13 protein-coding genes are annotated in these 13,709 nt (G+C 62.5%); 3 read left to right on the top strand and 10 right to left on the bottom strand.

The window, feature by feature from the left end:
- From HMPREF0045_RS10700 to HMPREF0045_RS04850, 8 genes are all read right to left on the bottom strand, one after another.
- Positions 1–3,246 (bottom strand): NACHT and WD40 repeat domain-containing protein (locus HMPREF0045_RS10700; RefSeq protein ID WP_005986082.1); only part of this gene is annotated, 3,246 nt, incomplete at its 3' end.
- A complete protein-coding gene (locus HMPREF0045_RS04880) occupies positions 3,246–3,734 on the bottom strand; it encodes a toll/interleukin-1 receptor domain-containing protein (protein ID WP_005986080.1) in 489 nt (162 codons plus the stop codon). The genes HMPREF0045_RS10700 and HMPREF0045_RS04880, both read right to left, overlap by 1 nt.
- Positions 3,735–3,871: 137 nt before the next feature.
- Complete coding sequence (locus HMPREF0045_RS04875) at positions 3,872–4,414, bottom strand: TIR domain-containing protein (RefSeq protein ID WP_005986078.1); 543 nt, start codon at positions 4,412–4,414, stop codon at positions 3,872–3,874.
- 539 nt (positions 4,415–4,953) lie between these two features.
- Entirely contained in the window at positions 4,954–5,595 is a 642-nt protein-coding gene (locus tag HMPREF0045_RS04870) for an Asp23/Gls24 family envelope stress response protein (RefSeq protein WP_005986076.1), read from the bottom strand.
- A 12-nt stretch (positions 5,596–5,607) separates the two neighbouring features.
- Positions 5,608–6,153, bottom strand: coding sequence for a DUF6286 domain-containing protein (locus HMPREF0045_RS04865; RefSeq protein ID WP_005986074.1), 546 nt, complete (start codon positions 6,151–6,153; stop codon positions 5,608–5,610).
- The gene (locus HMPREF0045_RS04860) at positions 6,150–6,632 is read right to left on the bottom strand and encodes an Asp23/Gls24 family envelope stress response protein (protein WP_005986073.1); all 483 of its coding nucleotides are present in this window, start codon (positions 6,630–6,632) and stop codon (positions 6,150–6,152) included. The genes HMPREF0045_RS04865 and HMPREF0045_RS04860 overlap by 4 nt, the downstream gene beginning before the upstream one ends.
- Positions 6,633–6,634: 2 nt before the next feature.
- Entirely contained in the window at positions 6,635–6,811 is a 177-nt protein-coding gene (locus HMPREF0045_RS10695) for a hypothetical protein (protein WP_005986071.1), read from the bottom strand.
- A gap of 26 nt (positions 6,812–6,837) precedes the next feature.
- Complete coding sequence (locus tag HMPREF0045_RS04850) at positions 6,838–7,290, bottom strand: Asp23/Gls24 family envelope stress response protein (RefSeq protein WP_005986069.1); 453 nt, start codon at positions 7,288–7,290, stop codon at positions 6,838–6,840.
- A 262-nt stretch (positions 7,291–7,552) separates the two neighbouring features.
- On the opposite strand from HMPREF0045_RS04850, the gene HMPREF0045_RS04845 reads away from it, so the two are divergent.
- Positions 7,553–9,817: a PfkB family carbohydrate kinase gene (locus tag HMPREF0045_RS04845; RefSeq protein ID WP_005986066.1), complete on the top strand. Its 2,265-nt coding sequence runs from the start codon at positions 7,553–7,555 to the stop codon at positions 9,815–9,817.
- Positions 9,818–9,968: 151 nt separating this feature from the next.
- Here the strand turns inward: HMPREF0045_RS04845 and HMPREF0045_RS04840 are convergent, their stop codons facing one another.
- A complete protein-coding gene (locus HMPREF0045_RS04840; RefSeq protein WP_005986064.1) occupies positions 9,969–10,679 on the bottom strand; it encodes an NUDIX hydrolase in 711 nt (236 codons plus the stop codon).
- A 99-nt stretch (positions 10,680–10,778) separates the two neighbouring features.
- Between HMPREF0045_RS04840 and HMPREF0045_RS04835 the strand changes: the two genes are divergently transcribed.
- Both HMPREF0045_RS04835 and HMPREF0045_RS04830 read left to right on the top strand, forming a co-directional pair.
- Positions 10,779–11,789 (top strand): SPFH domain-containing protein, encoded by a 1,011-nt coding sequence (locus tag HMPREF0045_RS04835; protein ID WP_005986062.1) that lies wholly within the window; start codon positions 10,779–10,781, stop codon positions 11,787–11,789.
- Positions 11,789–12,688 (top strand): diacylglycerol kinase catalytic domain-containing protein, encoded by a 900-nt coding sequence (locus HMPREF0045_RS04830; protein ID WP_005986060.1) that lies wholly within the window; start codon positions 11,789–11,791, stop codon positions 12,686–12,688. The genes HMPREF0045_RS04835 and HMPREF0045_RS04830 overlap by 1 nt, the downstream gene beginning before the upstream one ends.
- Positions 12,689–12,747: 59 nt before the next feature.
- Here the strand turns inward: HMPREF0045_RS04830 and HMPREF0045_RS04825 are convergent, their stop codons facing one another.
- Positions 12,748–13,620 carry an EamA family transporter gene (locus HMPREF0045_RS04825; protein ID WP_005986058.1) on the bottom strand — a complete coding sequence of 291 codons (873 nt, stop codon included), beginning with the start codon at positions 13,618–13,620 and terminating at the stop codon, positions 12,748–12,750.
- Between the last annotated feature and the right edge of the window lie 89 nt (positions 13,621–13,709).

Below are 13,709 nucleotides of genomic sequence, written 5' to 3'. Positions count from 1 at the left end.
GGTGTGTGTGAGTGTGAGTGTGTTGTCTCCTGTGGTGGCATCCCAGATGCGTGCCGTGCGGTCGGCGGATGCTGTGAGGATGTGGTGGCCGTCGGGCGACCACGCCACCGCGCTCACCGGATCGGTGTGTGTGAGTGTGAGTGTGTTGTCTCCTGTGGTGGCATCCCAGATGCGTGCTGCGCCGTCGTCGGATGCTGTGAGGATGTGGCGGCCGTCGGGCGACCACGCCACCGCGCTCACCGGATCGGTGTGTGTGAGTGTGAGTGTGTTGTCTCCTGTGGTGGCATCCCAGATGCGTGCCGTGCGGTCCCCGGATCCTGTGAGGATGTGGCGGCCGTCGGGCGACCACGCCACCGCGCTCACCCAGCTGGTGTATATGAGTGTGAGTGTGTTGTCTCCTGTGATGGCATCCCAGATGCGAGCTGTGCCGTCCATGGATGCTGTGAGGATGTGGCGGCCGTCGGGTGACCACGCCACCGCGCTCACCCAGCTGGAGTGGCCGCCGAGGATCTGCGCTTCGGGCAGGACGCGAAGCGGGTCATGCTCCGATAGAGGCGCGGTAAGTGTGTCGGAGAGTTCCCGCTGATAGCCGACCGTGTGCAGGAGCTGGGTGCGGTAGCGCGTGGCTTTGTCAAGGGGGACGCCTTCCATGTCACAGTGGCGGAAGATTGTTCCAGCCAGGTCGGCGTCCTCGAGGTTGGCTTGTGTCAGGGTGCAGTGCTCGAGAAGCGTGCGCCGCATGGACGCTCCGGTGGCGTCGATGCCATCGAGGCGGGCGTGGCGGATGCGGGCGTCGTCCAAGCAGGCACTTCGGAGCGAGACTCCAGCCAGGTTGAGTGATGTCTTCTCGGATCCTATTGTCCAGCCGCGCAGGTCGGTGTCTGCCAGGTTCAGGGCGTCGGGACGTGGGTGGGGCGCTCCCTTCTCGAGCGCGCGCAGAGTGTAGGCGAAGACGTTCGATCGGGCACTTGCGCTTGCATGTGTCCCGACGTGCTCAAGGCGGGCGAGTGCCTGGCGTTGCGTGGACGCGGAGAAGCGGTCGATGAGCTCCGCGAAGAACGCGAAGGCCTCGTCGCTGGGGCGGGTGATGTCCCAGGCCGCCAGAGCCTCATCCTCCGACTCAGCCTCAAGGGAGTCGGCGAGGCGAACGGCCAGGAAGTACTCCAGGAGCGAGGAGTGGGCGAAGGAGAAGTCATCCCCGCGGCGCGCCAGGAAGGTCGCGGTGCGGAAGTCCTGCTTCCACTGGTCGGGCATGCGTCCCGCGTAGTGCAATTCCATGTCTGGGTGGGTGTGGAGGAATTGGAGCATCCATGTTTCCATCCAGCGTGCCGACCATGTCCTGGATCCTGAGCGCCAGACCTGCAAGGCCAGGTGGGTCATGAGCTGGATCTTGTGCTCGGGAATCAGGCTGTGCTTGCCGTCGTCGCGCCTGAGCCACTTGTTCACAAAGCGTTCGTACAGGTCGACCGAACGTACCTGGCGCCCGACGCTTAGATCTTCGTCGATGGTGAGGAGAACCTGGCGGATCATATCGAGCAGGACCGGTTGGGAGGCGAGCTCGCGCAGGTTATGCACCGAGCAGATCGTCTCGAGGAGCCGGTCGGTGTCGGCCTCAGGGACGTTGCGGCGCAGGTATTCACGGATCTGGTCCTCGTTGAAGGGCAGGAGCGTGAGGACCAGGTAGTCTTTGCCTCGCTTGTTTTCGCGCCCCTGGCCGTCGAAAAAGGAGAATTCCTCTTCGACGCTCCGGAAGAACTGAGTCCTGCAGGATAGCAGCAGACGCGTGCGAGGATTCTCCTCTTGGGAGTTTTGTCTGCCGAGGTTGAGGACTTCGAGAAGGGATCGGGTCAAGCGCTGCCCGTCGCTTGGGGAGAGGTGAACGAGGACCTCGTCGAGACCATCAAAGATGACCAGGGTGTGCTCATCTTGAACCGTCGCCAGGACATTGTCGACCGTGACGGTCGAGAGTGAGGTATTCGCAAGGAGCTGGGTTAGGAGCGTGCGCAGCCCGAAGTCCTTGAGAGTGGTGGGGGAGAGGTCTCGCAGGTCGAAGTAGATGGGCAGGGGTGCCTGCTCGCCGGCCTTCCTGAGTTCTAGGAGTCTGCGGGTCAGCAAAACCGTTGAGGTCGTCTTTCCTGTTCCCAGGTTCCCCAGGAGCGCGCACAGCTTCGCGCGTTGATCGTCGGATCCGCACGCCCACGCCGCGAGGCGCTCGACGACGTCGGAGGTGTACGCGTCCCTGTTGATGCGCGAAGGCGAATCGAATGCTTGCCGATCGTCGAATGTCCCGACAGCGGCGTGCGCGTCCACTAACTGGATCGCGGGGTCGAACGTCGAGCGCTTCGATAGCGCCTCGGCCACCTCTTCGGAAAGGGCTGGGCTTGAGCGAGGCGCGGGCGCCAGTTCATCGCGCAGTTCGCGATCGATCAGACTTACCACCGTATTGGCGAGGTCCTGCTCCTTGGCCGTCTGGGTTCCGCGCGTCGATTCTTGCATCTGGATAAAGGAAGCTCCTGGAACGATGTCGCGTCGTTCAAACGGCTCCATACTCGCTGATGGACCGATGTTCTCGAGCATCACGATGATGGGATGCGGGTGGCTGGCGTGCACGCGTTCGGCTTCGTTCTCCTCCAGGAGATACTTGTTGCTGAGGAGCACCACCGCGATATCTGCGTGGCGAATCATCTCGTCGCGCGTGGAATCGATGGGTACACCGACCGAAACCTGGGTGGAGCGGAAAAAGGTAACGCGATACCTGTCTTTCAGCCCGGCCTTGACAGCGTCCTCAATCAAGTCAGCGCACGGAGCCGCCAACCTCTCGTCCTCTTCGAGGAAGCTCAGGTAGATGCGCAGAACGTTATCCGTGGCTCGAGCGTCGATGAGCTCCTCGCGGGGCGCATGGCGCCTCGTCTGCCGCTCCGAGTACTCGGCGATGTCGTCGGTGATGGGGTCCGATCCGGTGAAGTAGAGTTCGGGTCCCCGCCTGCCGTCGAAGACGACGGTGAGAGCACCGTCGGCAACCTCGTTGAAGCGGTTCTTGAACTTGCGCAGGTACTCGCGCGGGTCGTCACTGGTGATTGTCGCCAGGACTGCGTCGATGGTTGTCTTGCCGTCGTCGTCGAGAAGATCGCAGATCGCTCGGGCCGTCTTCGCGTTTCCTTGCGTCAGATCCTCAAGGCTGTCGAGGATTCGACGTACTGAGTTGGCGGAGAGGGGGCGCTGAGGCCTGGTCGAGGGATCAGGCATCAGCGGTACCCGCCCTTGCCTTCGACGCGGGCAACGATTGCGTCGACGAAGCCGTTGACGAAGCGGTTGCGCTGAGGGTCGTTCTCGAGATAGTCGTAGGAGCGCGCCTCCCCGGGAAGGACGCGGTAGATCTGTCGGCGGTCGATCTGGTGGAACTCCCTGGAGCCGTCGAGGGGGACGTCCACAAGCATGACGGGCAGCGTCTTCTTCAGAGGAGCCTCGCCCACGCCGGGAATCTCGTAGTCACGAATGAAGTCGGAGGCCAGGAAGGAGGGGCTGATGAGCTGGACGATGTAGTCGGCTTCCGCCAGCTGCGTCAGGATCTCATCTTTCCATTCCTCGCCAGGGAGGATGAACGAGTCCTCCCACCAGGTGAAGACGTGGTTCCGTGCATTCCTCAAGCGGGGCTTGAGCAGCTTGAGGAAGGATTCCTTGAGCTTGGCGTCATCGTGTGCCCACGAGAGAAACAACTGGATATTATCGGACATAGTAGACCTCCTGGAGGGAACTAACTGAATTCTAGCGGGAGTGCTGCGTCTTGGCAGCGTGCCCTAGGTTGTGTGTGGATCAATGATGGTACGCGCGTTCGTGTCCTCAACCTCGGTTGCGGCCTGCCCACCCCGCGTCAAGACATAACCGGGACGGGGCGGCTGTATCCGCGAGGCGTCGAGAGGTTGCTCGAAGCCGCGTCCTGCAGGGCCCGATGCTCCTTGTCGATGCGGCGGATCATGCTGCTAACGAAGCCGTTGACGAAGCGGTTGCGCTGAGGGTCATTCTCGAGACAGTCGTAGGAGCACGCCTCCCCGGGAAGGCCGCGGTAAATCTGTCGGCGGTCGATCTGGTGGAACTCCCTGGAGCCATCGAGAGGGACATCGACGAGCATGACGGGGAGGAGCTTGTGTTCAATCTCGCCGATGCGGGGGACATTGCGGTCCTTCATCGCGGCGAGGAGGTTGGGGCTGACGAGAAGGATGACGTAGTGCGCCTCAGACAGGTGCTTGGCGGTCTCCGATTCCCGGTCTTCGCCGGGGAGAATGAGCGTGCGATCCCACCAGGCGAAATCACGGTTCTTGATGGTCTTCAATCGCGTCTCGGCGAGCGCAAGGAAGCTCTGGGCGTCCTTATGGTCCTCGCAGGCCTTGAGCGTAACCAGTTGGATCGGTGTCATGTCAGCCTCCGTTAGTCAGCGAATTTTGATTACGGGACTATTATGTCCCGATAGTGTCCCGGTGTCAAGCGATTGTGTCTGCGACTAATCGGGAGTGACCATACAGCACCTATACGGGCTCTTCAGAGTTGAGTGTGGGTGACCGAGTGTTGGTCGGGGGTTGGGGGTAGAGATCGAGGTCCTTGATGATGAGCGGACTTCAACCCCCGCTGTCTTCAAGGACCTCGGGCGGTGTCTCACCCTACCTGCTGCTGGCCTGTGTCGCTTGGCCGTTGTGATCGGCGTGATCTGCCCGCCGCCTTGGAGGGCTTCCATCTGGTTGCTGCCGCTCGGCGTAAGTGCACTCTGGTGCTCGACAGAGAGTCCCGTAACCGCTGTACTGGCTGCCCAGGTTGTGGGGTGACTTGCTCAAAGTCACGGTCGCGTGGTGGTGGAGGTGATCGACGCGCCTTGGGTTGTGCGGCGTCGGCAGCCCTTATTTGTGTGCGCTGGCCTTGGGCTGTGCGGCGTCGGCAGCCCTTAGACGGCGTCGGCGGCCCTTAGGCGGCGTCGGTGTCTTTAGCGGGCTTGGGGGAGCCTTGGCCCGAAGCGGTGCGCAAAACCTTAGAGCTGGTGGGGCGCTCTAGGCGCACCAAGAGGTCAATCTGCTTAGGTTCATAACCCAGCGAGATGCTCACATCCTGCTGAAGGCGGCTGCGTAGCGTGGACACAGTCCAGTCAATCTCGCACTCTTGAGACACGCTGGCATCAGCCTGAATCTGCAGGTGGCTTAAGGTGCCGCTAACCCACACCGTGCAGCGTTCCACCCCGGGCACGCCCTGCGCCCGCTCAGATAGGGCCTGCGATAAAACTTCTGGATCCAAGGTAGTGAGTAAAAGCCCCTCAGAGTCACTCAGGCGCATAGGTGAGGCCGCTACCCGGCGCGGAACCTGCATGAGAAGCAGCGCCAGACCACCAATGATGGCAAGCACTGAGGCCAGCGCAAGCACGGGTAAAAGCCAGTTTGCTTGACTGGCGACGGCGCCCACCCGCCCCTGCTTAGAAGCTAGGTAGGGGGCGGCGTCGGGCCAAAAACGAGCCAAACCCAGGCCCGAAGCCAGCAGCCAAGCGGAGGCGGCCACCAAAACAAAGCCACAGATAGCCAGGACGCACCGGTTTAGCGGGGTGGAAACTGAACGCATAATCGTGCCTCCTTAGCTCGCGTGCTTGACGCGCACGCGGCTGCCTTTAATACCCACCGGGGCGAGCATTTGTAGGGCCTGGTCAGTCTGCTTTTGGGCGGCCTGCTGCACGGGCTCTAGCTCATCTAGGACGCTGTGGACGACGACGTTAACCCGCGAGCGCCGGGCAGTGGCCGAAACGGAGTTAGCGCCGCCCAGCTGCTCAACCTGTAGCCTCACCAGTTTGGCCAGGTCACGGCGTCTAACTGCGGTCTGGCCAGGAATGTCGTCGGGGAGAATTTCGACGCGCTCAGGCCGCCCGGGCCATAGCGCCGCAATAATCATGATTAGGCCACAGGCCGCCACAACCCCGGCGGCAATAAGCGCCGCAGTGGAGCTAAGCGAAGTGGATTTGATGGCTTCAAGTGCGTGTAGGGCGTGGCGCGGCCAGTAGCCGGTGATGAGCCGCTGGCCGGTCAGCCAAGCCCCCAGGCTTCCGCCGGCAAGCAGCAACAGGGCTAGAACCATGGTGGAGCCGCTGCGTGAGGGGCGGCGAATGAGTTTTGGAACTTTTCTCATTTCAGGTTCTTCCTGCCTGGGCCGGCGGGGTTAAGCCAGGAGATCTCAATATTGATCTTGCCGACGCTCAGCCCGGTCAGGTGCTCCACCCGGCTGCGTACATGTGTGCGCACGGCCTCGATTGTGTCTGCCAGTGGCGTGGGAAAAACCAGGCCTAGGTTCATGTGTAAGACAGCTACCTGCCCGTAGAGCTCACATTGGGCTTCGGGGCGGGAGGAAAAGTTGCGGCGGGCGCCGATGCCTAAAACCCCGCCGGCGTTGGAGCCAACATTGCCGGTTTCATAGGCGGCTTCGGCGGCAATTTTGGCCACGACTTTAGCTGGAATGGTGGTGGTGCCGCGCTGGGTGGTGCCCGCGTCGGTGCCAGCGGCTTGGGCGGTGCCAGTGCCGCGCTGGACGGTGCCGCGCTGCCCGGCTTGCCCGGTTGCGGGCTTGAGGCCTGAGGACTGGGCGGCTGCAGATGAGGCGAGGGGCGCCATCGTCACTTCCTTAGCCGCTCAAGGAAGCTGCGGACATCGACCCGGCCCTCCAGGTACAGGCCCACCCCCAACCCGACCAGGCCACACAGTGACACCAGCACAAAGTCAGCGAAGGAGCCAAAAGCCAGAACGGTTCCAAGGAACAGGCCTACTAGGAGGGCCAGGTGCGTTGTCTTCATGAGATCTCCTCAGATCAAGGCGTAAATTACTTGAGGTTGTTAGTCTCAGACTCGTCGCCAGGCAGGTGCACGTCGGTGACGTGGATGTTGACCTCAACTACTTCCAGGCCGGTGCTGGTCTCGATCTGCTCAATGATGTTGTTACGGATCGCCTCGGTGACCTCAATGATGGGGGCGCCGTAGTCAACCACTACGGTGACCTCAATGGAGGTCTGGGTTTCGCCCTTCTGTACGTTAATGCCGCCGGTGACGTTGGTCTGGGTGGTGGGGATGCGCTCGGTCATGGCGGTGAAGGCGCGGCGCATGGCGTTACCCATGCTGTAGACGCCGGGCACCTCGCGCGTGGCCATGCCGGCGATCTTGGCGATGACGTTCTCGTCGATGGTGGTTACCCCGTGGGAGGTGTGCAAAGGAGTGTTGGGAGTGCTGTCCGCTTCAGTGTTTTCGTTCTGCTCAGGCTGCTTGCTGGTGTCGCTCATGGGAGGCTCTTTCTTTGATCTGAGTAGGTGGCCGACGGCGCACGGTGTTGCTTGCCGTCAGGGTTGGCGTTGCTTGCCGTCATGATTGCTGCGATAACCGCACTAAAAGGTGCGGTTGTCTAAGAATCCCTACCGCCTCAGTCTATAGGGCTTTCGTCTTAAAAAGGTGAAGTGGGGCAGTTTTAAAGGAGCTTTCTTTTCTGACTCGATATTGGCCGCCTATATTGGATGTGCTCACGGCCTGCATAGGGAGGAAAAGTTCATGGATCCTCGTTTTTCGCGCGCATATGGCGCATTGGCTGGGTTAGCGCTGGGCGATGCGCTGGGTATGCCAACGCAAGCAATGTCTCCACAGCAGATTCAAACGGTTTACGGCCATGTCACGGGCCTGGTGGATGGGGATAAAAGCCAACCCTATGCGCCGGGTATGGCGGCCGGGTCGGTCACTGACGACACCGAGCAAGCATTATTGATCGCTTCCCTGCTGCTTAAAGGCCACGGCTCTGGGCTGAACTTAGATGCGAGCGAGTTCTCCCACGCCCTGCTGGCTTGGGAGGATTCCATGATTGAGCGTGGCTCACTGGATCTGCTGGGGCCCTCCACGAAGGCGGCACTTGAGCGTGTACGCGCAGGCGAGAACCCGTTGCGTGTGGGCGGTGAGGGCACCACTAATGGGGCGGCAATGCGGGTGACACCGATCGGGATTGCGGCGTCGACGTCGGACCGGCAGCTTTTCGCCGACGCCGTATGGTCCTCATGCCAGGTCACGCACGCCACCCGCCAGGGCTTTCAGTCAGCGGCGCTAGTGGCAGCCGCCGTGTCACTCGGGATCGACGCCGGCGCGGCGGATGTGACAGACCTGCTGTGGAAGGCTGTGGCTTTTGTGCGCTCACTACCTGAGCGCGGCGCCTGGAGCCCAGAGCCGGATGTTGTGGCAGCCACGCACCGGGCATTAAAACTGGCCGCCCAGCCGGCGTCGTCCCTAGAGTGGCTGGCCGGGCAGATAGGCACGGCTGTGGCCTCAGCGCAGGCAATCCCCATGGCTTTCGCGCTGCTGGCACGTGATCCCTCCCCGCGCGCCCTGCTGCAGGCCGCCAATTTGGGTGGTGACACTGACACAATTGGTGCGATAGCGGGCGCAATTTTGGGTGCAAGCTTGGGTGTTGAGGTTTTTGACGCTTACGGCTTGGCCCAGGTGGAGCAGGTTTCACGGCTTGATCTGCCTAGCGTCGCTACAGATTTGCTGGCTCTGCGTGATAGGGAGGGCGGCGGCTCTACCCCCGCAGCAGCTACGACGTCGCCCAACCCAGAAAAATCCACGCTCACCCCAGCCGCGTCCCCACAAAAAGGCGCCCCGGCGGGCCGCGTGGTGCTGATGGGCCAGATCCTTGTAGACCTGGCTGTGCGTGGCGAGGCACTACCGGCCCCTGGCGGCGACGTATGGGCCAGCGATGAAGGAATGCACGTGGGTGGGGGCTTTAACGCGCTGGTGGCCGCGCGGCGTATGGGAGCCCAGGCCGTCTCACTCAGCCCAATTGGCCACGGCCCTTACTCTTTACTCATCCAGCAGGCCCTGCAGCGCGCGGAAATTACGGACGCCGGGCCCCGCATTGACGGTATCGATAACGGTTTTTGTATTGCCTTCACTGACCAATCCGGGGAGCGCACCTTTATCTCCACGCGCGGCGCTGAGACGAGGGCGCCAGCAAGCGCTTGGGCGGACTTCGCCGCGACGATGCGCCCGGGGGATGTGCTTTACATTGACGGCTACCTCATGGACCACCCGGCTAACCGTCAGGCAGCGCAGGCGGCGCTGGAGGCATTACCTGAAGGCGTGCAGGTCATTCTGGATGTCTCGCCTGTTATTGGCATCCCGCAGGGTTTGCCCATACGCGACGTAATTGTCTCGATGAATCATAGGGAAGCTCAGCAGATCATTAACCAGAGCGCAGAGCCCGCCTTGGAGCAGGGCCAGGAGCTGAGCCGAGGGCAGAGCCAGGGGCGCTGCCAGAAGCAAGGGCAGGACGGGGAGCAGGGCCAGGGGCGCTGCCAGAAGCAGGAGCAGGGGCAGCGGTGCGACCAGGCGCGTGAGGCCAGCTTGGTGGCCAGTTTGCTGGGACGCCCCGTTGTGGTGCGTGCCGGAGCTGAGGGCGCCTATTTCGCCAGGCCAGCAGGGGCTAAGGCGGGAGTTTCACTCACAGCGCCGGCGCCGACTCCGGGTGCGGCTCCGGCGGGGGCTTCAGCAGAGGGACCAGTTGCGGCTCCGGTGGCAGCTACGATGGCGGCTAGCGCAAATGCCGCAGATGTGACTTACATTCCGACGCCGCGCGTTGCGGCTATCGACACTAACGGTGCAGGTGACGCCCACTCCGGTGTGTTGGCGGCGGCTTTAGCGCAGGCAATCCCCCTAGAGCGAGCGCTTTTACTGGCTAACTGTGCAGGCGCTTTTTCCACGACGCTAGTGGGGCCGGCAGCCTGCCCTGCGCGCAAGCAGATCGAGGCTGCTGCTGACGCGCTCGCGGACTAGGCGCGCTAGCGCCTGTCAGTGTCTAGGGCGGCTGGTGTTGTCTTGGTTCGGATGGATGCTGGCTTCGTCTATCGGGGCGGCTGGCATTGCCTGAGCCTGGGCTCCGAGGGCGGCTGGCGTTGCTTGAGTCCAGGCCGGATGGTTGCTTAGCTTAGGCCTGGGCGGGTGGCCGGCGCAGGGGCGGATCTAAGACAAAAGCGGTCGCATCAACTCCTGGGACTAGGCGGTAGAGGGCGGCCGGGCGCCCGGCCCCTTCGCGCACGCTGTCTCCAGTGGGCTCAATAAACGACGCCGTTTTTGTGGCTTTTCGATGGAAATTACGCGGATCCAGGGTAGAGCCCCAAATAGCCTCATAGGTGGTGCGCAGCTGGGTGATCGTAAACTGTGGCCCGCAAAAAGAGGTGGCCAGGGGTGAGTATTCGATCTTAGAGCGGGCGCGTTCGACGCCGTCGGCCAAAATAACGTCGTGGTCGAAAGCTAGGGGAGAGTCGGGACCAAGCAGGGCCTCAACGGGCTGCCACAGCACCCCGGCGGCGTCGCCCCCCGCATGAGTGGGGGAGAAAGAAGGGGCCAAGAGCAGGTAGGCCACAGAAAGAACCGGGCCGCGCGGGTCACGCCCAAGGGGGCCGTAAGTGCGCAGCTGCTCAAGGTGACCGGGGGGAGTGACGCCAGTTTCCTCCTCAAGTTCGCGCGCGGCGGCCTGATCTGTCTGCTCGCCGCTGCGCAGAAAACCGCCAGGTAGGGCCAGACGGCCACGGAAAGGTTCGATGCCTCGGCGCACCACGAGGGCGTTGAGCGTGTGGTCAATGACTGTCAGGGCGACGACGTCGACGGCGATCGGGAAGGTGACAGGTTCAATCATGGCTCTAGCCTAACCTATTTGCGTCAAGTTGACATTAAAGCCTGAAGGGGTTTATCGTCATAGTGACACAAACAAATGGGAACTACCTAAGGAGTCATCATGGGAACCCTTCACAACCACCCCTTCTTCATCCGCTACCAGGGCGGCGCCGGCGACCACGTCGTCCAGATCAGCGCCGGACGCACCATCCGCTCCGGGGTTGGCCAATCCTTCTGGCTGCGCAAAGGCCGCTGCGCGCTGGCGGAAGTGCCCACCGCTAACCGCGCCCACAGCTTCCTGGTGCAGGTAGCCTCCAGCGACCAGCAGAACGTAAACGCCCAGGTGGCAGTCACTTACTGCATCGAGAACGCCGAGGCTGCCGCCGCGCACTACGACTTCGGCCTCTACCCGCGTGAAGCAAAGAAAGACGCGCAGGGCCTGTGGCAAATCGACGAAACCGTCACCCGGATCGCCCACTCCGCCCTGGCCTCGACAATCGGCGCAATGGCCCTGTCTGAAGCCATCTCCGGCGCCCTGGAGCGAGTTAGCGGGCTCTTGACTCAGGCTTTCGCCGCAAACGAGCAGCTGCAGGCCACCGGCGTGGGCATTGTTGATGTGCGATTGCTGTCGCTGCGACCCGATGAAGGGGTTGAATCATCCCTGCGTGCCCCGCTGCTTGAACAGCTGCGTGCCGAGGCTGACCGCGCCCTCTACGAGCGCCGCGCCCTCGCCGTCGAGCGCGAATCCCAAATCTCCGAAAACGAGATGCAATCCAAGCTTGACCTGGCCCGCAAGCGCGCCGACCTGGTTGACCAGGAAGGCCACAACGCCAGGCGCGAAGCTGAAGAGAAGGCTGCTGCTGACGCGATCGCCGTCGAGGCCGAATCGCGCCGCATCGTAGAAAAAGCCAAGGCCTACGAGACCGACTGGAACACCGCCGGACGCGCCCGTACCGCCAATGACGCGGCCTACATCCAGGCCGTCGCCGAGGCTGGGCCCGAGGTGGCGCGCGCCCTGGCACTTAAAGAGCTGGCAGGTCACATGCCGTCCTTTGGCAACATCACCATCACCGCTGACGTGCTCAGCGACTTGGTGTCGGCCTTCACCGGCTCAGCCAAGGCAGGCAAGTAATGCGACGCCGCGCGGTGATTGTGCGCCGCCCCACCGAATATGACGAGCTCATGGACCGCTACTCCACGCGCGGCCAGGTTGAGTTTGTACTGCGCTCACGCGGGCGCAGCCTTGAGGAGGTGGAGCGCGCGCACGAGTGCCACCTGGCGGCCCTGGCGCGGGTGCGGGCAGGAATCCCTGACGGCTGGGCTAGTGCCGACGTCGAACGCGACTCGCTGTCTCGCTTCCTGTTTGCGCCCGAGGACGTAATTGTTGTGGTTGGCCCTGACGGTCTGGTGGCTAACGTGGCCAAATATGTGGATGAGCAGGTGGTGGTGGGGGTTAACTCCGTGCCCCAAGCCAATGCGGGCGTGCTCGTGCGCTGCACGCCCGAGCAGGGGGTGGGGGCGCTGCATCGCCTGGAAGCTGGCTCTGACCTGCGCGTTGACCAGCTGACTATGGTGCGCGCGGCTGCTGACGACTCGCGCACACTCACCGCGCTCAATGAGGTGTTTATTGGGCACCCAAGCCACCAGAGTGCCCGCTACGAGCTCACCTTGGGCTCCCGCGCAGAGCGCCAGTCCTCCTCCGGCGTCGTTGTTTCCACCGGGACCGGCGCCACCGGCTGGGGCGCCTCCCTAAAACGCGGGCGGCACATGGGGGATCTACCCGCGCCCACCTCGCACTCCCTGGCCTGGTTTGTGCGCGAAGCCTGGCCCTCGCCCCACACCGGCACCAACTGCACTGAAGGAATCCTAGGTGAGGGGGAGGAGCTGAGCCTGGTAGTGGGCAGCGAATCCCTGGTGCTCTTTGGTGACGGTATAGAATCCGACCGCCTCACCCTCACCTGGGGCCAAAGCGTGCAGGTCTCACGCGCCCCGCGCGCCCTGTCCCTAGTTGACCCGGCGGGGCTGCGGTAAAAGGGACGGCAGGAAGCTGCAACCTGGTGACACAACGTGAGCTGCGGCGTCGTCGGCATTTAAGCAACCACCATTGCTGCCGTGCCCGCACACATCAAAGCCAGCCCGCCCAGGTAGCGGGGCGTGAAGCGCTCGTGAAACACCAGCGCCGAAAACGCGACAGTCACCAGGATTGAGAGCTTGTCGATCGGCACCACGATAGAGGCGGGACCATCTTTTAACGCATGGTAGTAGGCCAGCCATGACGCACATGTAGCCGCACCCGAGGCAATAATGAAAGCCAGCTCGCGCCTAGGAATCGCCCGTATCTGACCCGCGTGGCCCTGCCATGCCACAATCAGCCACGCCATTGCCAGCACCACAAGCGTGCGCACGGCTGTGCCCAGGGTGGGTTCGACGTCGGCAATGCCCACTTTGCCCAGGATCGAGGTCAGGGCTGCAAACAGCGCAGATGCGAGCGCGTAGCTCAGCCAACTGCCGCCTTGACGAAGCGCGCTTGGCAGGCCGGTCAGGTCGGCGGGCTCGATCATGAGCACGGTTCCTGCCGTAATTGCCACAATCCCGACGGCGCCCCAAAAGTTCACCGGTTCACCTAGCAGGATTAGGGCCAGCAGGATCGCTAAAACTGTGGAGAGTTTATCGATGGGAGCCACGCGGGAGACATTTCCGCGTGCCAGCGCCGCGAAGTAGCACAGCCAGGAAGCCCCGGTGGCCAGGCCAGATAGGATAAGGAATAGCAGTGAGCGCCCGCTGATAGCGCTAAGCGACGACGCCGACCCAACCAGGGCGGCCATGCCCCAAGCCCCTGCAGCGACGACGAGCGTGCGCAGCGCTGTTGCCACTGTGGAGTTTGTTGTGGCCACACCAGCTTTTGCCAGGATTGAGGTTAGCCCCGCAAAAAGGGCGGACAGGCAAGCGGCAAGAATCCACATAGTTTCAACTGTAGGACGTGACTGTAGAACGCAGTGTTCGCTATAGCCGTAATATCAGTTATTTACTTGACTATATCAAAATGTATTAC

It is taken from the genome of Actinomyces graevenitzii C83, assembly GCF_000239695.1.
In the GTDB taxonomy this organism is placed as follows: Bacteria; Actinomycetota; Actinomycetes; order Actinomycetales; family Actinomycetaceae; genus Actinomyces; species Actinomyces graevenitzii.
Note: the sequence above shows the minus strand (reverse complement) of the source record. Positions and strands in the feature narration are given on the sequence as shown.